Origin of the sequence: Salinicola halophyticus, from assembly GCF_003206695.1 — a bacterium.
Taxonomy (GTDB): domain Bacteria; phylum Pseudomonadota; class Gammaproteobacteria; order Pseudomonadales; family Halomonadaceae; genus Salinicola; species Salinicola halophyticus.
The window spans coordinates 357,916-380,826 of the sequence record NZ_PZJN01000004.1 but is presented as its reverse complement, the minus strand read 5'-3'; the positions used below and the strand labels follow the sequence as shown (position 1 = coordinate 380,826).

Annotated in this window: 24 protein-coding genes; 18 read left to right on the top strand and 6 right to left on the bottom strand. The window is 61.8% G+C overall.

Annotated elements, in window-relative coordinates; all coding sequences use genetic code 11:
- The first annotated feature begins 28 nt into the window (after positions 1–28).
- Both DOM58_RS06930 and DOM58_RS06925 read left to right on the top strand, forming a co-directional pair.
- A complete protein-coding gene (locus DOM58_RS06930) occupies positions 29–748 on the top strand; it encodes a winged helix-turn-helix domain-containing protein (RefSeq protein ID WP_075563308.1) in 720 nt (239 codons plus the stop codon).
- Positions 749–1,014: 266 nt separating this feature from the next.
- Positions 1,015–2,649 (top strand): ATP-binding protein, encoded by a 1,635-nt coding sequence (locus DOM58_RS06925; RefSeq protein WP_110692280.1) that lies wholly within the window; start codon positions 1,015–1,017, stop codon positions 2,647–2,649.
- A 37-nt stretch (positions 2,650–2,686) separates the two neighbouring features.
- Here the strand turns inward: DOM58_RS06925 and DOM58_RS06920 are convergent, their stop codons facing one another.
- The gene (locus DOM58_RS06920; RefSeq protein WP_075563306.1) at positions 2,687–3,619 is read right to left on the bottom strand and encodes a LysR family transcriptional regulator; all 933 of its coding nucleotides are present in this window, start codon (positions 3,617–3,619) and stop codon (positions 2,687–2,689) included.
- Positions 3,620–3,744: 125 nt separating this feature from the next.
- Here DOM58_RS06920 and metE point away from each other — a divergent pair, with 125 nt between their 5' ends.
- The 7 genes from metE to DOM58_RS06885 all read left to right on the top strand — a co-directional run bounded on the left by metE (position 3,745) and on the right by DOM58_RS06885 (position 9,903).
- Entirely contained in the window at positions 3,745–6,033 is a 2,289-nt protein-coding gene (gene metE / locus DOM58_RS06915) for a 5-methyltetrahydropteroyltriglutamate--homocysteine S-methyltransferase (protein ID WP_110692279.1), read from the top strand.
- A gap of 145 nt (positions 6,034–6,178) precedes the next feature.
- Entirely contained in the window at positions 6,179–6,964 is a 786-nt protein-coding gene (locus DOM58_RS06910; protein WP_110692278.1) for a C-type lysozyme, inhibitor, read from the top strand.
- A gap of 155 nt (positions 6,965–7,119) precedes the next feature.
- Positions 7,120–7,728, top strand: coding sequence for an FMN-dependent NADH-azoreductase (locus DOM58_RS06905; protein ID WP_075563304.1), 609 nt, complete (start codon positions 7,120–7,122; stop codon positions 7,726–7,728).
- An 18-nt stretch (positions 7,729–7,746) separates the two neighbouring features.
- Positions 7,747–8,151 carry a DoxX family protein gene (locus tag DOM58_RS06900; protein WP_110692277.1) on the top strand — a complete coding sequence of 135 codons (405 nt, stop codon included), beginning with the start codon at positions 7,747–7,749 and terminating at the stop codon, positions 8,149–8,151.
- Between the two features lie 82 nt (positions 8,152–8,233).
- Positions 8,234–8,674, top strand: coding sequence for a VOC family protein (locus tag DOM58_RS06895; protein WP_110692276.1), 441 nt, complete (start codon positions 8,234–8,236; stop codon positions 8,672–8,674).
- Between the two features lie 5 nt (positions 8,675–8,679).
- On the top strand, positions 8,680–9,153 hold the full coding sequence (locus DOM58_RS06890; RefSeq protein ID WP_245392186.1) for a TspO/MBR family protein: 474 nt from the start codon (positions 8,680–8,682) through the stop codon (positions 9,151–9,153).
- Between the two features lie 54 nt (positions 9,154–9,207).
- Positions 9,208–9,903 carry a uracil-DNA glycosylase family protein gene (locus tag DOM58_RS06885; protein ID WP_245392185.1) on the top strand — a complete coding sequence of 232 codons (696 nt, stop codon included), beginning with the start codon at positions 9,208–9,210 and terminating at the stop codon, positions 9,901–9,903.
- A gap of 12 nt (positions 9,904–9,915) precedes the next feature.
- Here DOM58_RS06885 and DOM58_RS06880 read toward each other — a convergent pair whose 3' ends face one another.
- Positions 9,916–10,317: a DoxX family protein gene (locus DOM58_RS06880; RefSeq protein WP_110692274.1), complete on the bottom strand. Its 402-nt coding sequence runs from the start codon at positions 10,315–10,317 to the stop codon at positions 9,916–9,918.
- A 329-nt stretch (positions 10,318–10,646) separates the two neighbouring features.
- Here DOM58_RS06880 and DOM58_RS06875 point away from each other — a divergent pair, with 329 nt between their 5' ends.
- From DOM58_RS06875 to DOM58_RS06865, 3 genes are all read left to right on the top strand, one after another.
- Complete coding sequence (locus DOM58_RS06875) at positions 10,647–11,786, top strand: GGDEF domain-containing protein (protein WP_110692273.1); 1,140 nt, start codon at positions 10,647–10,649, stop codon at positions 11,784–11,786.
- A gap of 250 nt (positions 11,787–12,036) precedes the next feature.
- Positions 12,037–12,651, top strand: a complete 615-nt coding sequence (locus DOM58_RS06870; RefSeq protein ID WP_157957507.1) for a hypothetical protein — start codon at positions 12,037–12,039, stop codon at positions 12,649–12,651.
- 263 nt (positions 12,652–12,914) lie between these two features.
- Positions 12,915–13,643 (top strand): Crp/Fnr family transcriptional regulator, encoded by a 729-nt coding sequence (locus DOM58_RS06865; RefSeq protein ID WP_110692271.1) that lies wholly within the window; start codon positions 12,915–12,917, stop codon positions 13,641–13,643.
- A gap of 129 nt (positions 13,644–13,772) precedes the next feature.
- Here DOM58_RS06865 and DOM58_RS06860 read toward each other — a convergent pair whose 3' ends face one another.
- Positions 13,773–14,183, bottom strand: a complete 411-nt coding sequence (locus DOM58_RS06860) for a carboxymuconolactone decarboxylase family protein (RefSeq protein WP_075563297.1) — start codon at positions 14,181–14,183, stop codon at positions 13,773–13,775.
- Positions 14,184–14,342: 159 nt separating this feature from the next.
- On the bottom strand, positions 14,343–14,669 hold the full coding sequence (locus DOM58_RS06855) for an ElaB/YgaM/YqjD family protein (RefSeq protein ID WP_110692270.1): 327 nt from the start codon (positions 14,667–14,669) through the stop codon (positions 14,343–14,345).
- 586 nt (positions 14,670–15,255) lie between these two features.
- Here DOM58_RS06855 and DOM58_RS06850 point away from each other — a divergent pair.
- The gene (locus tag DOM58_RS06850; protein ID WP_110692269.1) at positions 15,256–15,864 is read left to right on the top strand and encodes a LysE family translocator; all 609 of its coding nucleotides are present in this window, start codon (positions 15,256–15,258) and stop codon (positions 15,862–15,864) included.
- A gap of 85 nt (positions 15,865–15,949) precedes the next feature.
- On the opposite strand, the gene DOM58_RS06845 is transcribed toward DOM58_RS06850, so the two are convergent.
- Positions 15,950–17,611: an acyl-CoA dehydrogenase family protein gene (locus DOM58_RS06845; protein ID WP_110692268.1), complete on the bottom strand. Its 1,662-nt coding sequence runs from the start codon at positions 17,609–17,611 to the stop codon at positions 15,950–15,952.
- Positions 17,612–17,835: 224 nt separating this feature from the next.
- Here DOM58_RS06845 and DOM58_RS06840 point away from each other — a divergent pair, with 224 nt between their 5' ends.
- Complete coding sequence (locus DOM58_RS06840) at positions 17,836–18,357, top strand: NUDIX hydrolase (RefSeq protein ID WP_245392184.1); 522 nt, start codon at positions 17,836–17,838, stop codon at positions 18,355–18,357.
- Between the two features lie 104 nt (positions 18,358–18,461).
- Positions 18,462–18,956: a glutathione peroxidase gene (locus DOM58_RS06835; protein ID WP_110692266.1), complete on the top strand. Its 495-nt coding sequence runs from the start codon at positions 18,462–18,464 to the stop codon at positions 18,954–18,956.
- Positions 18,957–18,988: 32 nt separating this feature from the next.
- Here the strand turns inward: DOM58_RS06835 and DOM58_RS06830 are convergent, their stop codons facing one another.
- Complete coding sequence (locus tag DOM58_RS06830; protein WP_075563291.1) at positions 18,989–19,396, bottom strand: DUF7079 family protein; 408 nt, start codon at positions 19,394–19,396, stop codon at positions 18,989–18,991.
- A gap of 343 nt (positions 19,397–19,739) precedes the next feature.
- Between DOM58_RS06830 and fabV the strand changes: the two genes are divergently transcribed.
- Genes fabV through ampD form a run of 3 tightly spaced genes read left to right on the top strand, consistent with a single transcriptional unit; the run spans position 19,740 to position 22,567 of the window.
- A complete protein-coding gene (gene fabV / locus DOM58_RS06825) occupies positions 19,740–20,939 on the top strand; it encodes an enoyl-ACP reductase FabV (protein WP_110692265.1) in 1,200 nt (399 codons plus the stop codon).
- Between the two features lie 33 nt (positions 20,940–20,972).
- A complete protein-coding gene (locus DOM58_RS06820) occupies positions 20,973–21,959 on the top strand; it encodes a GlxA family transcriptional regulator (protein WP_188113787.1) in 987 nt (328 codons plus the stop codon).
- The gene (ampD, locus tag DOM58_RS06815; protein ID WP_110692264.1) at positions 21,956–22,567 is read left to right on the top strand and encodes a 1,6-anhydro-N-acetylmuramyl-L-alanine amidase AmpD; all 612 of its coding nucleotides are present in this window, start codon (positions 21,956–21,958) and stop codon (positions 22,565–22,567) included. Before DOM58_RS06820 ends, ampD begins: the two co-directional genes overlap by 4 nt.
- Positions 22,568–22,911: the final 344 nt, after the last annotated feature.

The following is a 22,911-nucleotide window of genomic DNA, read 5'->3' as shown; positions in this document are numbered from 1 at the left end:
TGCAGGGTTTCGAGGCCAACTCAAAGGGATGGATGACAGCTTGGACAGCACTGCACATCAAGATCGCGTATTGATTATCGAAGACGACGAACGTCTGGCTCATCTGACGCGGGAATATCTCGAGGCCAATGGCTTCCAGGTAGGACTCGAACACGATGGTGCCCGCGGGGTGGAGCGCATCATCGAGGAACAGCCGGATATGGTGATCCTCGATTTGATGCTGCCCGGCGAGGATGGCCTGTCGATCTGTCGCCGGGCACGACCGCATTATCCCGGCCCCATTCTGATGCTGACGGCACGCACCGACGACATGGATCAGGTGCTGGGCCTGGAGATGGGGGCCGATGATTACGTGCCCAAGCCGGTCCAGCCACGAGTGCTGCTGGCCCGCATGCGGGCGCTGATGCGTCGTGCCGACAGCATGATCTCTTCGAGCGGGGCGACGCGTCTGACGTTCGAGAACCTGGTCATCGACAGCGCAACGCGTGAAGCGTGGCTGGAAGAACAGCGGATCGACCTGACCAGCGCCGAATTCGACCTCCTCTGGCTGCTGGCCGACAATGCCGGTCGCGTACTGACGCGGGAGGAGATCTTCTCCCAACTGCGCGGCATCAAGTATGACGGGCAGGATCGTTCCATCGACGTGCGAGTCTCGCGCATTCGTCCCAAGATCGGTGACGATCCCAATCACCCTCATCGCATCAAGACCGTGCGTAGCAAAGGGTATCTCTTCGTCCGGGACAGTTGAAGCGAGAAGGGGCCGGCTCGCGTGGCCGCCGTCGGCAGTGACATGACCGCCGCTCGGCGAGCCGCCTGGTGCTGGACTCTTCTCCTTGGGCTCCCGTTGACGACGGGCGAGAATAATGCCGGATGGCAGGAAGGCTCATGGCCGATTTCCCTTCTTTCCGCTCGTCGACTCCGGTACCGTCCCTCGGTGGGCCCCGTCTCTTCCTGTAGGTAGCCGGAGTCCCCGTTCGGGCTGCTCTATAAGCCGATTGCCGCGCGAGATCCAACATGCGTCGTTCCTTTACCGACAGCACATTTCTGCGATTCTACGCGTCGCTGCTGGCGGCGTTGGTCATCACCTTCACGATGGTGCTGTTCGGCTTCCTGATGGTCGATAAAGTGCGCCAGGAGCACTACCGGGAAAATCTGGTCAGCGGTCCGCTGGCGTTGCTCGCGGATCTCGTCTCGCTCCAGCCGTTGGCCAAGCGCGACGAATGGCTGGCGTCGATGGCGTCGACCCTGGGCATGCCGTTGGGACTGTTCAGGCTCGATGATCTGTCGCTGAACTACTTCGAGCGTGCACGTCTGCGCGAGAATCGCCCGGTGATCGAGTCGACCGACGACGGCTGGCGCTCTCTCTACCAGCTGCCTCACTCGAACTGGGTGCTGGCGTCACGCATCAATAGTCTCAACGAGATGCAGCTTCGGGGGATAACCGAGGTGCTTCGCAGCTGGTTGAGTGGCGAGAAGGCCGATATTCAGGCTCGCCGGCTTGCGCGCGTCAAACGTCAGTTCCACGTGCCGATCGGTCTGTATACGTCACCCCCCACGGATGTCGACCCGATCCAGGCGACGCGTCTCGATGCCGGCGAGGTGGTGGTGCGTTTCGATACCGGCCTCAGCGAGCTTTATATTCACGCTCGAGTCGGTGCGGACCGCTGGCTGCGGATCGGCCCGCTGCCCGGATTCGAATCGGTGCCACTATCGTTGGCCCTGGCGTTGTTGATCATGGTGCTGACCGCTCTGGCGGGGGGGATCTATCTGATCGTGTGGAGCGTCGAGGGCCGAGTGGGTCGGCTCGAGCGCGCCGCAACGCGAATTGCGGCGGGCCATCTCAATTCGAGAGTGCGGGTCGACAGCAACGATTTCGTCGGACGCCTGGGCATGGCGCTCAACGGCATGGCGTCCCAGGTTCAGTCGCTATTGCGCAGCCAGCAGGAGATGATTCGTGCGGTGTCGCATGAATTGCGCACGCCGGTGGCACGCATTCGTTTCGCGGTACAGATGCTGGAGGATCTCAGTCGGGATGAAGTCGCCCAGCGCCAGCTGGCCGGCATCGACGAGGATATTGCCGAACTCGACCGGCTGATCGATGAAATTCTGACCTATGCCAAGCTCGACAGCGAAACCGCGCAGGGGGTGTCGCTGAAGACCGAGAGCCTGGAGTGTCGCGCGGTGGCGTGGCGAGTGCTGGATACCCTGAGTCCGCTACATCCCCATCTCGAGTTGCGGGTTGCCGATGGCGAAGAGCTGGAGGTGGAAGCGGAACCGCGCTATCTGCAGCGGGCGGTGCAGAATCTGGTCGCCAATGCCTGTCGCCACGCTGAGCATCGGGTCATGGTGAACGTCCACCGCGAGCCGCGAGCGGTCCGTATCGATGTCGAGGATGACGGCCCCGGTGTACCGGAAGAGAAACGTATCGCCATCTTCAAGCCGTTCGCCCGGCTCGATGATAGTCGTACGCGACGCTCCGGCGGCTACGGGCTGGGACTCTCCATCGTCCAGAAAATCATGGCCTGGCACGGGGGCAACGTCGTGGTCGATCGCAGCGAGAGCCTGGGCGGTGCCCGATTCAGCCTGTTGCTGCCGCTGCACGGGCGCGAGGCAATCCGGCCGCTGACTTTCGATGAAGAGTCGACCTAACGACGATGCGCTTCCAATCCGTGTCGCGGTTTTTCGTTCAGGCAGGCTCCGTCATGCCCGCCGGCTTGATCCCGCTCAGCACCGCGAACGAGGTGTCTCGCGCGGTACGAATGAAGTCTTCCATCCAGGGTAGCTCCAGCGTGTCTTCCCGAATCGCCGCGTAAAGCGTACTCCATACCCCATCTTTGCCCAGCGGCAGCGCCTTGACGTAGTCGCGTTCCAGATACTCGGTGAGTGCCCAGTTGGGCAGGGCGCAGACGCCACGGCCACTCGCCACCAGCTGCATCATCATCACCGTGAGTTCAGCACTGCGAATCTCCTGCGGACGCACGTTCACCGGGTCGAGAAACTGCGTGAAGACGTCCAGGCGAGAGTGTTCCACCGGATAGACGATGAGCGTTTCCGCGATCAGATCTGCCGGCTCGACCCAGCTGCGAGCAGCCAGCGAATGCTGCCTGGCAACGGCGAGCAGACCTTCGTAGCGGAACAGTGGGGCGTAGTGAACGCCCGGTAGCGGCTGGGGGTTGTCGGTGATGACCAGATCCAGCGCTTCACGGGTCAGCCCGGGCAGCAGATCGAAATTCTGACCGCTGGGAATATCGATCTCGATTTCCGGCCAGTGATCGCGAAAGTGATCGATCGTCGGCATCAGCCACTGGAAACAGCTGTGACACTCGATCGCCATGTGCAGGCGACCCTGCTCATGCCCCGCCAGTCGTGCCAGATCCCGCTCCGCCAGACGTAACTGGGGCAGTACCTGTTCGGCCAACGTCAGCAAGCGTTCTCCGGCCCGGGTGAACGAGACCGGGCGCGTCTTGCGAGCGAACAGCGGCATGCCGAGCCGCGACTCCAGATCCTTGATCTGGTGCGATAACGCGGACTGGGTCAGGTGAACGCGTTCCGCCGCCTCGACCAGCGAGCCAGTGTCGCGCAGAGCGATCAACGTACGTAGATGGCGAAGTTCGAGCATTCTATGAATTTTGCTCACGTTGATGATTAGGTAAACGCGTTTGATTCAGGATGCGTCGATGGACAGACTGCGTGACAGGCCAGCACCTCGTTCATTCTAACCGCTAACCCTGAGAGACCCTACCCATGACCACTCTGGCGCATACCTTGGGCTATCCGCGCATTGGCGCCCATCGTGAATTGAAGAAGGCGGTCGAGGCCTACTGGAAAGGCGAACTCGATCGTGACGGTCTCGAGCTGGAAGGGGCAAGCCTGCGCAAGATTCACTGGCAGCAACAGATCGATGCAGGTCTGGATCTCGTCACGGTCGGTGATTTCGCCTTCTACGATCAGGTGCTCAACGTTTCCGTGCTGGTCGGCGCGGTGCCGCCGCGTTTCGGTAGTGTCGAAGGCGAGGTCGATCTCGATACCAGTTTCCGCATGGCCCGCGGCCGGGCGCCGTCCGGCGAGCCGGCGGCAGCATGCGAGATGACCAAGTATTTCGACACCAACTATCATTACCTGGTGCCGGAACTGCACGAAGGGCAGACCTTCCGTATCGCCAGCGAGCGCCTGTTCGACGAAGTCGCCGAGGCGAAGTCGGCGGGGTATCCGGTCAAGGTGGCGTTGACCGGCCCCGTGACCTGGCTGTGGCTGGCCAAGTCCAAGAGCGAAGGTCTCGAGCGTCTCTCTCTGCTCGATAATCTGATGTCGACCTACGGTCAGATTCTGAGCCGGCTGGCGGATGCCGGCGTCGAATGGGTGCAGCTTGACGAACCGGCGTTGGTCCAGGACCTGCCCGACGAGTGGCAGCGTGCTTTCGAGTTCGCCTACAACCAGTTGCAGTCGGCCCCAGTGAAGTTGCTGTTGGCGAGTTACTTCGGCGGCCTTGGCGGCAATCTGGGTCTGGCGGTGTCGCTGCCGGTCGAAGGGCTGCACATCGACCTGGTACGGGCCCCACAGCAGTTGACCGCGGTGCTCGACCGCCTGTCCCCGTACAAGGTGCTCTCCGTGGGTGCCATCGACGGTCGCAACATCTGGCGTGCCGACCTGAGCCGCCTCGCCGCAGAACTCAAGGATGCCAGGGCCCGTCTGGGCGATCGCCTGTGGCTGGCGCCAAGCTGCTCACTGCTTCACGTCCCCGTCGATCTGGACAACGAGGCCCGGCTGGATCCGGAATTGAAGAGCTGGCTGGCGTTTGCGCGTCAGAAGCTCGATGAAGTCGTCACGCTGGCGCACGTGCTCGAGGGTGCCGAAACGCCCACGGATCGCCAGCGGGTCGAGGAGTCGAACCGGGCACTGGCCACGCGGCGTGAATCCCAGCATATCCATAAGCCACAGGTCGCCGAGCGTCTGACCAGAGTCGGTGTCGCCGATACGCGGCGTGACAACGTCTATTCGGTGCGAGCGTCGGCACAGCGGGCGCGACTCGAGCTTCCGCTGTTCCCGACGACGTCGATTGGCTCCTTCCCGCAGACGCAGGAAATCCGCACGGCGCGCCGCGACTTCAAGCGCGGCGAGCTCGATGTGGCGGATTACGAGAACCGCATGCGCGAAGAGATTGCTCAGGTGGTCGAACGCCAGGCGCGGCTAGGGCTCGACGTGCCGGTGCATGGCGAAGCCGAGCGCAACGATATGGTCGAATACTTCGGCGAACAGCTCGATGGCTTTGCCTTCACTCAGAACGGCTGGGTCCAGAGCTACGGCTCACGCTGCGTCAAGCCGCCGGTGATCTTCGGAGACGTGACGCGACCCGCGGCGATGACGGTGCGCTGGAGCGAATACGCCCAGTCGCTCACCGACAAGCCGATGAAAGGCATGCTCACCGGTCCGGTGACCATCCTGCAGTGGTCCTTCGTGCGCGATGATCAGCCGCGGGCCACCACCTGTCGTCAGATTGCGCTGGCGTTGCGTGACGAGGTCGCCGATCTCGAGCGTGCCGGCATTGCGATCATTCAGATCGACGAACCGGCGCTGCGCGAGGGGCTGCCGCTGCGTCAGGCCGAGTGGCAGGCGTATCTCGACTGGGCGGTGGAGTGCTTCCAGTTGAGCGCGGCGGTCGTCGCCGACGCGACCCAGATTCATACCCACATGTGCTATGCCGAATTCAACGACATCATCGGCGCCATCGCGGCCATGGACGCCGATGTCATCACCATCGAAACGTCGCGCTCGGACATGGAACTGCTCGACGCCTTCCAGCACTTCGATTACCCCAACGAGATCGGACCCGGGGTCTACGATATACACTCGCCGAACATTCCCGAGCGGGCCTGGATGGTCGACCTGATGGCCAAGGCGGCAGAGAAGATTCCCGCCGAGCGGCTCTGGGTCAACCCGGACTGCGGCCTCAAGACCCGAGGCTGGGCGGAGGTAGAGCCGGCGCTGGCCAACATGGTCGAGGCCGCTCGCGAGCTGCGCCAGCGCTACGCCTGAGACGTGTTTCGAGCGATGAACGCGTTCATGGTTTGGCCCGCCAGTAGCCCTGGCATGTTAGGCTGAACGTTGCGTCGCGAGACGATCTCGCGGCGCTTTTTCATGACGGCTCGCCGTGTTCAGACATCTCTCGGAAACCTTGCTCATGTCCAAAGCGCTTCAGGCTGGCAAAGACCGCCGCGCCCTCTATCGTCATCGTTCATCGGTCCGCTGGCTGACCCTTTCACTCGGCGCGCTCATGCTCGCGGGTTGTGCCAGCGGCGGGCATCAGGAGACGCACTCTGCCGCGCCGTCGTCGACGCTGGACTCGCTCAAGTCGCCGCTGCTGCCCAGTGCCTTCTTTGCGGATGGTGGCGATACCTTCACCGCCTGGCGCTGTACACCCTCTCAGGATCTGGTCACGACGACTCCGGATGACAAGCGGTTGCGACTGTGGACGGCGCTGGGCGAGACCGAGCTGCCCCGCGCGGTGGTGGGCGCCGGATCCCGTTACGAACTCGATGGAGTCTCGTTCTGGCGCCAGGGCCGCGACGCCCGTGTCGAGAGCGACAACGGGCAGCTGGTCTGCACGCTGGCCAACGAGCGTGAGACGACGACCCGTGAGCAACATCCCGACAGCATTTTCTACGCGGGCGGCAACGAGCCGGGCTGGAATGTATCGCTCGATCGCAATAGCCATTCGTTGACCCTGGTATCCGACTACGGCCAGGCCAGTGACACGTTCGATTACCGGGTTGCTTCGATCCACAACGGAAGCGATGCCAACATGGTGTTGGTCAGCGATAGCGGGCGCTACCCGATGGAGCTGAACCTTCGGGCTGGCGCCTGTTTTGACGATATGAGCGGTAAACCCTGGCCGGTCAAGGTGATGCTACGCTATGGCGGACGCGAGTTTCACGGCTGTGGACAGGGGGTCGAAGCGCACCGCTAGTCAAGCCGATGCCTAACGGCATAAAACGATGCATTCGAATGATTCGCGCCATTTTTCGCGATTTTCATTTCAAAAATGACAACGAATAATGCCTCCAACGTGCGCCGGCCAGTGCCGGCGCCTTGGTTAATCGACTCAGGCTTGGAGATAGGTTCATGACGCAACGCATTCTTCTCATCACCAGTTCCCTCTTCGGCGAAGGTGGCCAATCCCGCGCGCTGGCGGAATCTTTCAAGCAGGCCCTGGAAGCTCACGATGTCGAGCTCACCGAGCGCAATGTGGTCGAACAGGCATTGCCGCATCTGACAGGGACGGAAATGAAGAGCTGGATGACCGAGCCCGCCGAGCGCAGCCCCGAACAGCAGGATCTGGCGCGGATCTCCGATGAACTGCTGGCCGAAGTCGAAGCCAGCGACTTGCTGGTGCTGGCCGTACCGCTCTACAACCTGGGGATTCCCAGCCAGCTCAAGTCGTGGTTCGACCGTATCCTGCGCGCCGGCAAGACCTTCCAGTACACCGCCAATGGTCCGGTGGGGCTGCTGGAGAACAAGTCGGGCCTGATTCTGGCAGCACGCGGCGGCATGTATGCCGGCACGGAGATGGATTCCCAAACGCCGCATCTCAAGCACATGCTGGGGCTGATCGGCATCAAGGATGTCGATACGATCTATGCGGAAGGCCTCAACATGGGCGATGAGCGCAAGCAGCAGTCCTTGAAAGAGGCGCAGCAGGCGATCGGTCAGTACGTTTCATCGCGATTTTAATGGTCCGGAGACTCCAGCATGCGTCAACTGCTTAAAAACGATGATCTCGGCAAACTGATCGTTCGCCTGTGCGTCGGCATCCTGATTCTTTTCCATGGCATCAACAAGGTCATTCATCCGGGCAGCTTCGACGGCTTGGGCCAGATGCTGGCAGGCGTGGGTCTTCCGGCGTTCCTCGCCTACGGCGTAGTGCTGGGTGAAGTGGTGGGGCCGCTGATGGCGATCGTCGGTTGGCGGGCGCGAATCGGCGGCCTGCTGATGGCCGGCAACATGGTCGTGGCGGTCCTGCTGGTTCATCTCCCCCAATTGGGAACGCTCAACGAGCAGGGCGGCTGGGCGCTGGAGCTGCAGGGGATGTACTTCTTCGCCGCATTGGCCGTGATGTTCCTGGGCAGCGGTCGCATGGCGATCAGACCCGACTGATCGCGATAGGCGGTAGATTCACCGAACGGCGCTCGTGGTCTACGCTAGAGTGGTTCAATACACTGACGAATCAGGAGATTTCATGGAATACCTGCACACCATGGTCCGCGTCGCCGACCTCGACGCCTCGCTGCGTTTCTACTGTGACCTGCTGGGTCTGCAGGAAGTCTCGCGCAAGGAAAACGACAAGGGACGCTTCACCCTGGTTTTTCTGGCGACGCCCAACGACACACCGCGCGCCAAGTCCGAGCAGTCGCCGATGGTCGAGCTGACCTATAACTGGGACCCGGAGACATACACCGGCGGTCGCAACTTTGGGCATCTTGCCTATCGCGTCGACGACATCTATGCGCTGTGCGAAAAACTGCAGGCGGGCGGTGTCACCATCAATCGCCCACCGCGCGACGGCCACATGGCCTTCGTCCGCTCGCCGGACGGCATCTCGATCGAGCTGCTGCAGAAAGGCGACGCACTGGAACCTCAGGAACCCTGGGCTTCGATGGAAAACACCGGTAGCTGGTAATCATCGTGAGTCGTTCGAGTTTCATTCTCTGCGCCTGGCTGCTGCTGGTGGCGATCGCCGCCAGCAGCGGCATTCTGGCGCCGCCCGGCGAGTGGTATGCCGCACTCGACAAACCGCCGCTGACGCCCCCTGACTGGCTGTTTCCCACCGCCTGGACGCTGCTCTATCTGATGATGGCGGTGGCGGCCTGGAAGATCACCCTGATCGTGCCGCGCGGCGAGCGCCGAAGAGCGTTGACGCCTTTCGTGCTGCAGCTGATCGCCAACGGTCTGTGGTCGTGGCTATTCTTCGCGGCACACTGGATGTTGATCGGCTTGCTCGATCTGCTGCTGATGTGGGGGCTGATCGTGTGGACGATCGTGACGTTCTGGCGCCATTCGCGGTTTGCTGCCGGATTGCTCGTGCCGTACCTGGTATGGGTCAGTTTCGCCGCCTATCTCAATGCGTCGCTGCTGATACTCAACTCGCCCTGGAACTGAGACTGCTGTGGCCCGCGGGCTGTTCCACGACACCTCGTTTCGGGAGGAATAAGCATGTCCATGAGGCGTCAGGCCCAGCCCCTGCCTGCCGATATCGAGAAAGCGATGCGTCGCGAGGCTGCCGAGCTCGAGCGGCTGGATCGCGAGGTCTATCGCCAGTTCGATCGAGATCCGCTGACGCCCATCGTCGGCCTTGGGCCGCGGATAGCAAAGCTCGCCGTCTTCGGCCGTGATCCCGGCAGGAAGGAGATCGAGATCGGGTTGCCATTCGTGGGGGCCGGTGGACAGAAGGTGCGGGAGGCGCTCTATCGTCACCGTCATGGGCGGTCGTTGCCGGACTTCGAGGCATCACTGTCGGTGGGGGCGGATCTGTTCTGGATCAACACCGTTCCCTACAAACCGCTCGGCAACAAGGCCTGGCCAATGGCGGTAAAACGGCGTTTCCAGCCGCTGGTGGCAGCGCTTCTGACCCGGCAGTGGCAGGGCGAGCAGGTCATCACCCTGGGGCGCGAAGCGTTTTTCTGGTTCGGTATCGGCCAGACGAAAGAGGTCCGCGACGCACTCGAAGCCTTCTGGTCCCGAGACGATCGTTTCAGCGCGACGCACGTCACCGAGCTGACATTCGACGACGGTGAACGCAAGCGCTTCGTCCTCGCACCTCTGCCACATCCATCGCCACTCAATCAGCGCTGGTTCAAGCGCTTCCCCGAATTGCTGGCGCAAAGGCTGACAGCTTTGGCTATCGAGTGACGGCCCGAGCCGTCAGTCAGGCCTGGCGGCCATATGTCCGCTACCCAGAAACATGATCGCCAGCGCCCCGAACAGGAACATGCCCTGCAGCTCGAGGGTCCAGCCACCCTGACTATTGAGTGTCCATAGCTGGCCTGTATGGACGAGGGCCAGCGCCACGATCATGTTGATCGCCATCAACAACCCGCCGATGCGCGCTCGCCAGCCGACGATCGTCATCAGCGGCGCGACGATTTCACCGACCAGCACCCCGTAGGCAACGAACGAGGGTAGCCCCACACTCGTCAACTGCTGGGCGATGCCGCTGATAGTGGCGGGATTCATCAGCTTGTCGATGCCGTGGAGCAGGATCAGGCCGCCAACGCACAGGCGCAACAGGAGTCTGCCCAGGTCGTCCTGGTGTAGAAAATGCATTGGGAATTTCCGTATGTGAGCGCACTAATCGACGGCGAGAAGATGCCGTTCCGGGAAGCCAGGCTACCAGAACTCGCGGATGATTCTGGCACAGGAATTCTGGGTCAGCAGTTTGGATATCCATTTGTAATCGGTGGACTACAGTATTCTTAGCAAATTTGACAATGTTATCTTTTGTTAAAAACAGCGATACTCAGAAGTGCTTTCTTCTCGATTTACCAGGGCGCTGGAGGTAGGGTTCGATCTTTCCCTGGTTTACGTCTTCCCGTCATTACCGATAGGGAAGGGCCTGGCAACGGTGCGCCCCTCAATACAATAACGAGTCGAAAATGCAAAGCCTGCTTCTTTCTCTCTGGTGGAACTGCACCCAAGCGCCCGACTCACTGCCGGCGGAGCGCCGACGCAGCTTTGAAATCATGGCCGAAATCTATTTGCTGGCGCTATGCCTGCAGACGGTCGTAGCGCCGTTGTTTTTTGTCGTTGGGCATTCTCTGCTGGGCGGTCTGAACCTGCTCTGCCTGGGTGGATACGCGCTGGCGTTGTCATTGCATCGGCGGCTCTACGTGGCGACGGCGCTGGCGGTCAAGCTGGGTGTCTTTCTCGTCTTCGTCAGTGCGGGCACCGCCATCGCCGCCAACCAGAGCAGCCTGATCTACTATCTGCTGTTCGCCGAGGTCGAGCTGATGCTCGCCGATCTTCGAAAGCGAACCAAGATTCTGGCCACCGGCGGCTTGATCGCGCTCTCGCTTGGCGTGATCCACATGCCGTCGCTGCGCTTGCCTGCCGTACCCCATTCGATGGTGAATACGCTGCTTTCCGACCTGGGTTTGGGCTTGGTCTTCGTCATGCTGTGTGCGGTGATTCTGCGCATGCTGGCGATCACCGACCACCATGAGCATCGCTATCGACGTGACGCCATGCACGATTCGTTGACCCGGGTGCTCAATCGGCGGGCGGTCTTCGAGCGAGCTTCCAGTTATTGGAAGAAGGGGCAGTCGTTCGCCGTGGTGCTGGTGGACGCGGATCATTTCAAAGACATCAACGACAATCATGGGCACACCGCCGGTGATGCCGTGCTTCGCCACTTGGCCAATTTGCTGCGGGATTCGCTACGCAACGACGACAGTATCGGTCGTGTCGGCGGAGAGGAGTTCCTGATTCTGTTGCCGGGTGCCGGCCAGACGCAGAGTATTGCCGCCGCCATGCGTATTCGGGATCGGCTGGCCCGCCACCCCTGTCGGCTGGATGACACCGTGTTGCCGGTGACGGTCTCAATGGGGATAGCCCTGTCTCGTGAAGGTCTGCATCTTCGAGATGTGATCGATCTGGCGGATCGTCGCCTCTACGCCGCGAAATCCGACGGTCGCGATCAGGTGGTGGCTGACGGGCACGCCGACAGCTCCGCTTCGCGCAACGCCGATCGCCTTACCCGGGGCGCGGAGAACGCTCTGGAAATCGACGAGGTCTGAGCCTTATCAAGGCTCGAGTGCCAGGCAGGTTCTCCCGCCGTTCGTGACTGGAGTGATGCCTCGAACGCTCTCGATGATGCCATTCAGGCCACGCGGTGACTGTTGCCTGGCGGGAGGCTCGTTCAGTTCGATTTTCGCGTGTGATTCTTGCGGATAGCGACCGTTTGCCACACCGGGGGCAGATGGCTCGTCTCGAGCTTGCCCTGCTATGATACGGCTTCTGATCAGCTCGGCCGAGGAGTGGCGAAACATGTTGAATATCACGATGCTGTTCTTGATTTTCGTGGGTGTCGCGATCTCCGTCTATCAGGTCTACGACATCTATTATGCTCAGAACTTCGAGGACGACGAGCGACAGGCCAGTAACGATAGTGACCTGAGTCGACTCTCGACCCAGGCCGAGCAGTACAAGACAACGGGAGAAACCCACGGTCTGCTGGAACTCTCCGGCCGGCTGTTCGGTGCCCGCTTCGACCGCCACCTCGTACTCTCCGCCGCTTCCCGTCCCCAGGCCTCCCCATATCTCGCGGCACTGTTGCGCCGCCAGCGCCACATTCTCTCCAACGGCCGAGTCATGGTGCGTCATGCACTCTCCTGGAAGACTCGACTGCCTGCCAGCGATAGCCGTGCCGTACTGCTGACGATCGTCTTGGTGAATTGTCTGATCGTGATGTTTTTCGGCGGGCTGAGTCTCTACACGATCGCCTATCAGGTCTCCGTGGAATCGCTGAAGTGGATGAACAGTGAATGGGTTCTGATGCTGCTGATCTATGCAGTCATCCTGCTGACGCATGCTGTCTCGAAACTCGACGCCTACCTTCACGATCTCTATCTGATCGGGACTCTGGCGCGTACACCGGGCTAGCCTTTCCCGCCGAATGACGCTCAACGCTCAACGCCCTCTGCCAATGACGAGCCGATCCCCGTCCGTCCCGGATCCGGTGACGCGATATCCCCTCGGGACGCGATAACACCTGCGAGGGCGGTCGAAGCGGATTCTGGCCCCACCGATAATCCCAGTCTCGACAGGCGCTTGCGAGGGTAATTTAGCTGGACGATCTAACCGATGTTATGTAACTCGCTTTCCTAACATGCTGTCATTATTGAAAAATTCGATAAGGCAAGAGCATGGGTCAGCAGGAAGGCTGTATCGCTCGTCAGTTCGGCCACTACGGCGCCATTTCGGCAAATGATCGTCGTCGGCTCGACGCTCTTGAGGGTGTAGCGACGAGGGTGACCAAAGGGCAGGTACTGTGGCACGAGGGCGACACCGCAAGAGACTTTTGCACCTTGCGGCAAGGATGGGCTTATTCGTTTCGGCATATGGAAGATGGTACCCGCCACATTCTCGAGATATTTCTTCCCGGAGATATCATCGGGCTACATGAATTTCCCTTCAAGCAGCGGCTCTCCAGCGTTGCCATGCTGGAGGACGGAGAGATTCGGCTGGTATCGAATCGACAGCTGCATGATCTGTTCCGGCAATCGACCAACTTGATGTCGCTCTGCTTCGCGGTCTGCTCCTATCAGCAGGCGGTGCTGAGCGAGCGAATGGTCCACCTTTCGCGACGCAGCGCCCGCCAGCGAGTGGCCTATCTGTTATTCGAGATATTTTGCCGCCTTCGACGCTGCGACGACGACCAGCGCGAGTGCTTTCGTCTGCCGTTATCGCAGCAGCATCTGGCGGATGCGCTGGGCTTGTCCCCGGTGCATGTCAGCCGTACCTTGACCGCGTTTCGACAGGAGGGGCTGCTCAAGCTGGCGCGAGGTTGGGTCCATATGCTGGATAGACGGGCGCTGGCGCGCGAGGGCAGTGTGCTCGGCTGTCTGCACGATCACGTCGAGCCGCTGGTGTGAACCGCGTTGGCGAGTTTCAGAGAGAGATAACGCAGACGTGAAAACTCGCTCTCGTCAGGGGGCGAGAGCGAGCCGAGATGACACCTGGCACCGAGATGGAGCTTGAGGCTGGACCTAGGTTGAAACGATCTAGACGGCGGCGCGACGTGACGCGCGACTCAGCGCGCTGGTCATTTCGATCGCCATCGTCAGGTCCGCCAGTTCCCGCGGTGAGAACGCATTCAGCGCCAGCTTTCGCGTTGCCAGGTTCGCCGGGCGGAAGTGCGTGAACGACTCGCACCATGCCAGCGCCGCTTTTTCCCGGTCGTCGAATTCGTCGGATTCGGCCCAGGCCGTCAACGCCTGCAGCTTGCTGGCAGAAATACCCAGCGCTTCGGCTTGCTCACGGCGAAAGTGCGTGCAGCTCAGGCAGCCGTTGATCTGCGAGGTACGCAACTCGGCCAGGCAGCGAATCGAGGGATCCAGTGAACAGGCATGCAGCGATCTCGCGGATTTATCGATATTCTCGACATCGATCGTTTGCCATTTATTGACGGTCATCTCGGGCTCCTGAAACAGGTTTCATGCGATTAAATGACTATCGTTCTCAAGTTTCTACAGCTCTGATTGGAAAGTTTGAATACGGTTAAACTGTTCAACCATGGTTCCGATCACTCGAGACAACGAAAACGCCCCCGCAAGCGGGGCGTCGAGGGCGCTTCAGCGGCGACTGATCAGCAGGCCGACAATGGCGCCAGCCAAGGCAGCGACGCCGATACCTGACCACGGATGTTCACTGACGTAGCGGTCACAGTCATTCATGGACTGGTTCGCCGAACGCTTGAAACGGCGATTGCGCCGACGCGATTCGGCTGCCATGCGGGCGTACTGCTCTTCACTTTTGATCCGAGCTTCTTCGATGGCGTCTCCGGCATCGTCCCGCAGGTCGCGTCCCAGTGCCTGACCCTGATCACCGATATCGCGCAGGTCGTCACGGATACGGTCGGTACGTGCCTGTCGGTCGTCGCGCTTGTTGAATAAGCTCATGGTTCACTTCCTTGATGTATGTGGTCCTGTGCCTCTGACAGCGTAGACGCTTCGAAGTGCCCGTGCCGCGGTAAAATCGACCTGATGAGCATGGCCGAGGGCTTCAGTCCATGGGCGACCGGCTTGCTGTCCGGCTGGTTCGCCAAGCGCGCGGCGGATCCCCACGAGTAAGTGCAAGCGAATACTGCTGCGCGCCTACGAGATCGCCGGCCCCGGTGGGTTCAACCTCCTACTGGATGCGTGGGTGGCGTGGTTCCTGAGCCCGGAGGACGTGAATCAGTGGGCAATCGCGGCCAGTACTATATAGGATAGGGTCCCCGATCGCGGGGATCCTTGGGCCGTACTTCATTGGGGAGGGATAACCATGTGGTTCATCGTCGGTGTGTTCGCTGTGTTGCTGGTTGCCCTCATTGCTGGCACCGTCTACGTCGCCCGCAATGGGTGACGTAAGCCCTGATAAATTCCTACAGTAGGAACTTCTAATATCCGAGACGTGCCCTAACCCTTAAATTTTCCTAGTGTTTCCCAAGTACCAAAAGAAATATAGTCGGTCCTCGGATATCGAGAGTGGAAACAGGAAGGCGGCGTGTCGTTGGAACTCTGGTTTTCATTGCTGGCCATATGTGCCCTCGGGGCCATGTCTCCAGGGCCCAGTCTGGCCATGGTGATGCAGAATACGCTCGGTGGCGGGCGGCTCTGCGGCGTGGTCGCGGGTCTCACTCACGCGCTCGGGGTCGGGCTGTACGCGGGACTGACGGTGCTGGGGCTCGCTGCGGTCATCGTCCATCAGCCGTGGTTGTACCGGCTGGTGACCTGGGGTGGCGCACTGTATCTCGCCTGGCTGGGCATTCAGGCACTCAGGGGCGGTGGCAGTGCCGACTTCGATATCGTCCGGCAGGCCAGGGATTGGCGACGTGCCATGCGCGATGGCCTGCTGGTGGCGTTGGGCAATCCCAAGCTGATCGTTTTCTTCATCGCCTTGCTGAGCCAGTTCGTCACTGCCGATCTGAGTACCCACGCGCGCTGGCTTATCGTGGCCACGGCGACAGTGGTCGATGGCGGATGGTATGTGCTGGTGGCGCTGGTTCTTTCGCATTCTCGAGTGCTGCTGTGGTTGCAGCAGCACGCACGGTGGATTCACCGCTTGACCGGCATCGTGCTACTGGGACTGGCCGCTCGTGTAGCGCTGGGATGAACGGCCTCGGCTCTCGCCCGCGATTCTCGCTAACGGCTCTGGCTTGAGCTTTCGCCAAGGGCTTTCGCTAAGGGCTCTCGCTGATCTATTCGTCGCTCACGCGCTCGAGTATTGACGCGATAGGCGCATCGACAGGCATCACGCCGAAAACGGGCGAGGCGTCTCTCAATCGGGTGGCGCAGAAGGTATCGGCGACGGCGTTCGGGGCGTGACGAATCAGCAGCGCGGCCTGCAGCGTTTGCGCCATGCGCTGGGCGAGCCAGCGTGCCTCGGCCTGCAGCTGCTCCGGGCTTGCCGTCAGTCGATGATCGAGTGCGGCGACCGTAGCATCGAAGGCGGGATGAGTGCCCAGCGCCAGGCCCAGTTCGCTGCGTAGCGCCGCGATGCTGGCCGGGTGACGATCCAGAATGCGCAGCACGTCCAGGCAGATCACATTGCCGGATCCCTCCCAGATCGAGTTGACCGGCGCCTCGCGGTAGAGTCGCGCCAATGGCGTCTCCTCGACATATCCGACGCCGCCGAGACACTCCATCGCTTCGGCCATGAAGGCGGGGCCGCGCTTGTTGTGCCAGAACTTGGCCAGCGCGGGAATCAGCCGCGCCAGCGCTGCCTCATGCTCGTCATCCACCGCCCGGTCCATGGCTTGCGCCCCGCGCATCGCCAGCAACAGGCTGGCTTCGGTCTCGATCGCCAAGTCTGCCACCACACGCTGCATTAGCGGCTGGTCGGCCAGTCGCCGATCGAAGACCGTTCGCTCGCGGACGTGGCGCCAGACCTCTCTCAGCGCCTGTCGCATCATGCCGGCCGGTGCGGTGGCGGCATCGAGTCGTGTCTGCTGCACCATGGCCAGAATGGCCGGTACGCCACGCCCGGGTTCGCCGACGAGCTGCGCCCAGGCGCCGACGTATTCGATCTCCGCCGATGCGTTGGCGCGATTGCCGCACTTGTCCTTGAGTCGCTGAATCTCGATGGCGTTACGTTCGTCCTCGGGCGTGAATCGCGGGGCCAGAAAGCAGGAGAGGCCGTCGTCGGTCTGCGCCAGTGTCAGGAAGGCGTCCGACATCGGCGCGCTGCAAAACCATTTGTGACCGTCGAGCCGGTACCACTCGCCGGGGCCGGGCGATGCCACCGGCTGCGCCCGGGTGCTGTTGCGCCGTACGTCGCTGCCGCCCTGTTTCTCGGTCATCGCCATGCCGAAAGTATTGGTCGTCTTCTGCCAGGGCGGGAGTGCGGTCGGATCATAGTCCCGGCCCATGAGTCGCGCTTGCCACGCCTCGCCGCCTTTCAGATGACGCAGAACGGGCATCGCCGCGTGGGTCATGGTGATCGGGCAGCAGAAGCCGGGTTCGGCCTGGGTCAACAGATAGAGCGCGGCGATGTGCGCCTGATGGCCACCCTCGTATTCGCGTTCCCAGGCGACGGCGTGCCAGCCATCGCGAATCGCCAGATCCATTAGCGCGTGGTAGGCGGGATGGTAATCGACCTCGTCAAGGCGGCGGCCGTAACGGTCGAAGGCGTGCAGCTGGGGCGGGAATCGATTGGCCTGGTCGCCCCAGTTGGCGACTTCAGGCGCCGCCAGACGTTGACCCAGCGGCGCAACGCGCGCTCCCACCCAGGGCGGTGCAAACCGCGCGACGGCCTCGCGCAGCGGCCGGTCCGAGCGCCACAGGTCGCCCGCGCCCTGCGAGCCGGGCTGATTTTCGACCCGGTGGGTTTTCAATTCGGTACGGGGGGCGTAGTCGGCCATGCAGTCCTCCAGAGTGGCTGAACTCAGCATAAACCGCTCATCGCAAGTTGTGCGGGATCTTCGACCAACGCGGTATTCGACACGATATTTGAGTAGCGCCACACGTGCGCCTGAGAGCTGACGAGGCGACGCGCACTTTCTTTTCGATGGAACGAGTCGCAAGTCGCTCGTGATACGCTGGCCACTCTTTTTTTATCGTCAGGTTCCTCATGAGCACGTTTTCCATGAGCACGTTTTCATCGAGCGATAGGGTCATCGCTGACGAGCAGGTTCAGCTCGTCGATCCGCGCAACCGACCTTGCGGCAGCACTTCGCGCGTCATCATGCGGCGTTTGAGCTGCTGGCACCGTGCAACCTACATCATCGTGCGTAATGTGGCGGGCGAGATCTGCGTGCAGCAGCGCACGTCGATCAAGGAGACGCATCCGGGATGGTTCGATCTGGCCGCCGGCGGTGTGGTCGGGGCCGGCGAGGCGTCGCTGCCGGCGGCGCGTCGGGAGCTGTTCGAGGAGCTCGGCATTGGCGGCGTCAAGCTGGTGTCCGGCGGCGAGTTCGTGTTCCACGACGCGGGATTGAGGCTTTATGGCAGCCTTTACTGGGTGGATTATGCGGGCCCGTTGCGTCTGCAGCCGGAGGAGGTCGTCGCCGTCCGCTGGCTGCCGGTCGCTGACGCACTGGCGCTCGAGAAGGCCACGCCGGATACGCAGTTGGCACTATCGACGGCCATCGAGCTCGACCGCTGGTGATGTGAGGGGGAGCGTGGCACTCTTTCGAACGGGAGCGTTGCCTCTAGGGGCTCGCGCACCGATTCCATGGATCTGAACTTGGTGTGACCCGGGTCGACTCATCAATGTCGTTATATACGCAAGACTGTCGGACGCAAACCGGCGAATTTTTCAATCTGCGCGCGCTGCGCGGACAGGTGCTGCTGGTTGTCAACGTTGCCAGCCGCTGCGGTTTCACGCCGCAGATGGAGGGGTTGGAAAAGCTTTACCGCGAATACCGCGATCAGGGATTCACCGTGCTCGCGTTTCCCTGCAATCAGTTCGGGCGTCAGGCGCCGGAGTCTTCGGCGATGTTCGGCGCGTTCTGCGAGCAGCGCTATGCGGTGACATTTCCGGTAATGGAGAAGGTCAGAGTCAACGGCCGCCAGGCACATCCGCTGTTCATCCACCTGCGTCGTCAGGCGCCCGGGATGCTGGGTAGTACGCCGATCAAGTGGAATTTCACCAAGTTTCTGGTGGGGCGCGACGGCCAGATCATTCGGCGTTTTGGCCCTCGAGACGTACCGCGATCGCTACGTCGCGCCGTCGAAGAGGCGCTGGAGACGCCGTTCTCGGCTTGAGCCAAGGCGGCTCGACGTGCCGCATCGGCGTCTCAGCCGCCGGGAGGTCGCTCGCCTCTGGCAACCATGACTCGCATCGCCAGTTCGTTGAACCGGGGGCGGCTCATCATCGTCGTCAGCCCCGAGAACAGCGACCAGCTCACCTTGCGCCAGCCGCCGAGCTTGCGGTTATGGCGCACTAGGCGCGTCAGCAGTTCGGTCTCGTCGAACGCACGCCATTCGCCGGCCATGGAGAGCTGATTGCGCGCCATCACCGGTGACATCTCGAGACGATAGACCCACTCCAGCTGTTGCAGCGTCAGTTCACTGGCCTCGATCTCGCGGATCATGCGCGCGTAGTCCGACTCGCGCGGATCGCGCTCGAGCCACAGCGGTGACAGCGCCAGCCACAGGGCGCCGCGCCTGACGACCAGCTCTTCGATCTCTTGCTCGTGATGCATGGGATTTTTCTGTCCTCGGGTCTGGCTCGGCTGGTGAGCCATCTTCGAATACCCGCCGCGTCGAGACAAGCCCGGGCTCAGGCAGTCCGGAATCCGTCGCGAAGGACGTCGAGCGTAGCGGGGATCAATCCAGGGCTCGAACGAGAACGGCCGCTCACGAGTTCCTATCCTTTTTGCCGCTCGGTTTTGCCAAGCTGTTTTGCCACCCTGCTAGAATGCGCCCAGACAGCGCTAGAGCTGATAACATTCGACCCACGCCATTTCCCGGCGATAGTTCCTCGCGAGAGTTCCTGGCGAGAGTCGTCGGGGCTTTCCGTTTCGGCCCAAGAAGACGAGGTTAGACGTGATCATCAAGCCCAAGGTTCGCGGTTTCATCTGCACCACGACGCATCCGCTCGGCTGCGAGCGCAACGTACTCGAACAGATCGAGACCACCCGTGCCAATCTGAGCGACCGCAAGGCCGGCCCGCGCAACGTGCTGGTCATCGGTGCGTCCAGCGGCTACGGCCTGGCGGCGCGCATCACCGCGGCCTTCGGCTACGGCGCCGATACGCTGGGAGTATTCTTCGAAAAGCCCGCGACCGAGACCAAGACGGGCACGGCAGGCTGGTACAACTCGGCCGCCTTCGACAAGTTCGCTAAGGCCGAGGGGCTCTACAGCAAGTCGATCAACGGTGATGCGTTCTCGCACGAAGTCCGCGACAAGGCGATCGAGCTGATTCGACAAGACATGGGCCAGATCGACCTGGTGATCTACTCGCTGGCTTCCCCGGTGCGCAAGTTGCCGGATAGCGGCGAACTCAAGCGCTCGAGCCTGAAACCGATCGGCGAGACCTACACCGCGACCGCCATCGATACCAACAAGGACACCATCACCGAGGCTTCCGTCGAACCGGCCACCGAACAGGAAGTGGCCGACACCATCGAAGTGATGGGCGGCGAGGACTGGGAACTGTGGATGGATGCGCTGGACAAGGCCGGCGTGCTGGCCCCGGGCGCCAAGTCGGTGGCGTTCAGCTACATCGGCACCGATATCACCTGGCCGATCTACTGGCACGGTGCGCTGGGCAAGGCGAAGGAAGATCTCGACCGCGCGGCCGGCGAGATCGACGCACGCCTCAAGACCACCGGTGGTGGGGCCAACGTGGCCGTGCTCAAGTCCGTGGTCACTCAGGCCAGCGCTGCGATTCCGGTGATGCCGCTCTACATCTCGATGGTCTACAAGGTGATGAAGGAGCAGGGCGTTCACGAGGGCACCATCGATCAGCTCAACCGGCTGTTCGGCGAGCGTCTGTATGGCGACGGCGAATCCGAGGTGGACGAAGCCGGGCGCCTGCGCCTGGACGACTGGGAACTGCGCGACGACATTCAGCAGGCGTGCAAGGAGCTGTGGCCGCAGGTGACCAGCGACAATCTGTTCGCGCTCACCGATTATGCCGGCTACAAGCATGAATTCCTCAAGCTGTTCGGCTTCGAACGCGACGATGTGGATTACGACGCCGATGTCGACCCGCTGGTCGAATTCGACGTCGTCCGGGTTTGATCGCGTCGATCGAGGTCGCATGAAACATCAGCCATGAACGCCAGCGATACTCCACGTCGAGTGGGGTTCGTGATGCTGCCGGGCTTTTCCCTGCTGGCACAGGCCTGCGCCATCGAGCCGCTGATCGTCGCCAATACGCTAGCGGACCGGCGGCTCTATACGGCCACGACCTTCGGTATCGACGGTCGCCCGGTGAAGAGCGTGGCCGAGCTGGCGCTGTCGCCGGAAAGCGTGGCCGGCAGCGATGCGCGCCATCTCGACATGCTGTTCGTCTGCGCCCCCACGCCGGCCTGGCCGGTGGCCGCGGGCGACGACAGCGAGACGCTGATCCATTGGTTGCATCGCCTCGCAAGCCGGGGCGTGATGCTGGGGGGCATCGCCGGCGGTACCCATTGGCTGGCGAGAGCCGGCGTGCTGGACGGTTATCGGGCCTCCATTTCCTACGCCAGTGCCGATGGCTTTGCGCGGACGTTTCCCACGATTCATATTTCCCACCAGTTGTTCGAGATCGATCGCAACCGCCTCACCTGTGGTGGCGGTACCGCAGCGATGGACATGCTGATGACCCTGATCGGTCAGCAGCAGGGCACGGGACTGGCGCAAAGGATCTCCGAACATTTCGTCTGCGAGCGGATTCGCATGGCCGACGAGCCGCAGCAGATTCCGCTGCGTTCGCGCCTGGGACATGTCCCGCAGAGTCTGATCGATGCGGTGGCGCTGATGGAGGCCAACATCGAGGAGCCGCTGACCACCCATGAACTGTCGGCGCATCTGGGACTATCGCGGCGCCAGCTGGAACGACTGTTCAAGAAGCATCTCCAGGCCGTACCCAGTCGCTACTATCTCAATCTGCGTCTGCAGCAGGCGCGCAAGCTGCTGCGGGAAGGCGATCAGGCGGTGGGGGAGATCGCGCTGGCGCATGGATTTTCGTCGGGTGCGCATTTTTCCACCGCCTATCGCCACCATTTCGGCATCAGTCCAAGAGACGAGCGGCTGGGCCACGCGGGAGACGAGTCATGACAGCAGAAGTCGCGTTCGGAATCGACAGCGACGGGGTGACCGACGATCACTGGCTGCGCGCGGCGCGCCGGGTGGTATCGCCCAACGCCAACGACCGGCCGACGGACGAGATATCCGCGGTGGTGCTGCACGGCATCAGTCTGCCGCCGGGGGAGTTCGGCGGTGAGGCTATCGAGAGGCTGTTCACCAATACTCTGGAGCCGGACGCGCATCCGGCTTTCCCCGCGATCGCGTCGCTGCGAGTGTCGGCCCACCTGCTGATTCGGCGCGATGGCGAGTGCGTCCAGTTTGTGTCCTTCGATCGGCGCGCCTGGCATGCCGGGAAGTCGCGCTGGCTGGATGACGAAAGACCAGGTCAAGAACAGCTGCGCGAGGGGCTCAACGACTTTGCCATCGGCATCGAACTCGAGGGCACCGACGAGCGTGCCTATCGCGAGGTGCAATATCGCACGCTGGCGGCCGTACTGAGGGTGTTGATCGCGCGCTATCCGGCAATCACTGCCGAGCGGATCATCGGCCACGCCCATATCGCGCCACTGCGCAAGACCGACCCAGGGCCGGCGTTCGATTGGGCCTATCTACGTCGCTGCCTGACAGAGATCGTTTGAATGCTATGCTTGCCTGTAGCAGGCGTCCCGGCTGTCACTCAAGCGCGAATTCGCGATGGCGGTAGATTGGCCGCCTCGTTCGATACACGCTTGCATTAATGTGGTTGAACGCCAAGTAATTGATTTTGATCGATTTGGGCGCAGGTTTCAGCACCATCAATGCGTCCGTGAATTGGCAGATGCCAGCGTTTGCGGTATCTTCTTCGCCTGATTTCTCGCGTCACGCACGCCTGCTGTCATTTCATTACAGCCAATAAATGTCGGAAAGCGGCCCCAAAAGAGCCGCGCCCGCACCGAAGAGCGCATATTCCCAAGCCCCGCTGCGGCTACCCGCCATGGCCGGG

What these genes read in the sequence shown, in the direction of transcription:
- DOM58_RS06930 (WP_075563308.1), top strand. Translation starts at nt 29, where the DNA reads ATGGATGACAGCTTGGACAGCACTGCACATCAAGATCGCGTATTGATT.
- DOM58_RS06925 (WP_110692280.1), top strand. Translation starts at nt 1,015, where the DNA reads ATGCGTCGTTCCTTTACCGACAGCACATTTCTGCGATTCTACGCGTCG.
- DOM58_RS06920 (WP_075563306.1), bottom strand. Translation starts at nt 3,619, where the DNA reads ATGCTCGAACTTCGCCATCTACGTACGTTGATCGCTCTGCGCGACACT.
- metE (WP_110692279.1), top strand. Translation starts at nt 3,745, where the DNA reads ATGACCACTCTGGCGCATACCTTGGGCTATCCGCGCATTGGCGCCCAT.
- DOM58_RS06910 (WP_110692278.1), top strand. Translation starts at nt 6,179, where the DNA reads ATGTCCAAAGCGCTTCAGGCTGGCAAAGACCGCCGCGCCCTCTATCGT.
- DOM58_RS06905 (WP_075563304.1), top strand. Translation starts at nt 7,120, where the DNA reads ATGACGCAACGCATTCTTCTCATCACCAGTTCCCTCTTCGGCGAAGGT.
- DOM58_RS06900 (WP_110692277.1), top strand. Translation starts at nt 7,747, where the DNA reads ATGCGTCAACTGCTTAAAAACGATGATCTCGGCAAACTGATCGTTCGC.
- DOM58_RS06895 (WP_110692276.1), top strand. Translation starts at nt 8,234, where the DNA reads ATGGAATACCTGCACACCATGGTCCGCGTCGCCGACCTCGACGCCTCG.
- DOM58_RS06885 (WP_245392185.1), top strand. Translation starts at nt 9,208, where the DNA reads ATGTCCATGAGGCGTCAGGCCCAGCCCCTGCCTGCCGATATCGAGAAA.
- DOM58_RS06880 (WP_110692274.1), bottom strand. Translation starts at nt 10,317, where the DNA reads ATGCATTTTCTACACCAGGACGACCTGGGCAGACTCCTGTTGCGCCTG.
- DOM58_RS06875 (WP_110692273.1), top strand. Translation starts at nt 10,647, where the DNA reads ATGCAAAGCCTGCTTCTTTCTCTCTGGTGGAACTGCACCCAAGCGCCC.
- DOM58_RS06870 (WP_157957507.1), top strand. Translation starts at nt 12,037, where the DNA reads ATGTTGAATATCACGATGCTGTTCTTGATTTTCGTGGGTGTCGCGATC.
- DOM58_RS06865 (WP_110692271.1), top strand. Translation starts at nt 12,915, where the DNA reads ATGGGTCAGCAGGAAGGCTGTATCGCTCGTCAGTTCGGCCACTACGGC.
- DOM58_RS06860 (WP_075563297.1), bottom strand. Translation starts at nt 14,183, where the DNA reads ATGACCGTCAATAAATGGCAAACGATCGATGTCGAGAATATCGATAAA.
- DOM58_RS06855 (WP_110692270.1), bottom strand. Translation starts at nt 14,669, where the DNA reads ATGAGCTTATTCAACAAGCGCGACGACCGACAGGCACGTACCGACCGT.
- DOM58_RS06845 (WP_110692268.1), bottom strand. Translation starts at nt 17,611, where the DNA reads ATGGCCGACTACGCCCCCCGTACCGAATTGAAAACCCACCGGGTCGAA.
- DOM58_RS06840 (WP_245392184.1), top strand. Translation starts at nt 17,836, where the DNA reads ATGAGCACGTTTTCATCGAGCGATAGGGTCATCGCTGACGAGCAGGTT.
- DOM58_RS06835 (WP_110692266.1), top strand. Translation starts at nt 18,462, where the DNA reads ATGTCGTTATATACGCAAGACTGTCGGACGCAAACCGGCGAATTTTTC.
- DOM58_RS06830 (WP_075563291.1), bottom strand. Translation starts at nt 19,396, where the DNA reads ATGCATCACGAGCAAGAGATCGAAGAGCTGGTCGTCAGGCGCGGCGCC.
- DOM58_RS06820 (WP_188113787.1), top strand. Translation starts at nt 20,973, where the DNA reads ATGAACGCCAGCGATACTCCACGTCGAGTGGGGTTCGTGATGCTGCCG.
- ampD (WP_110692264.1), top strand. Translation starts at nt 21,956, where the DNA reads ATGACAGCAGAAGTCGCGTTCGGAATCGACAGCGACGGGGTGACCGAC.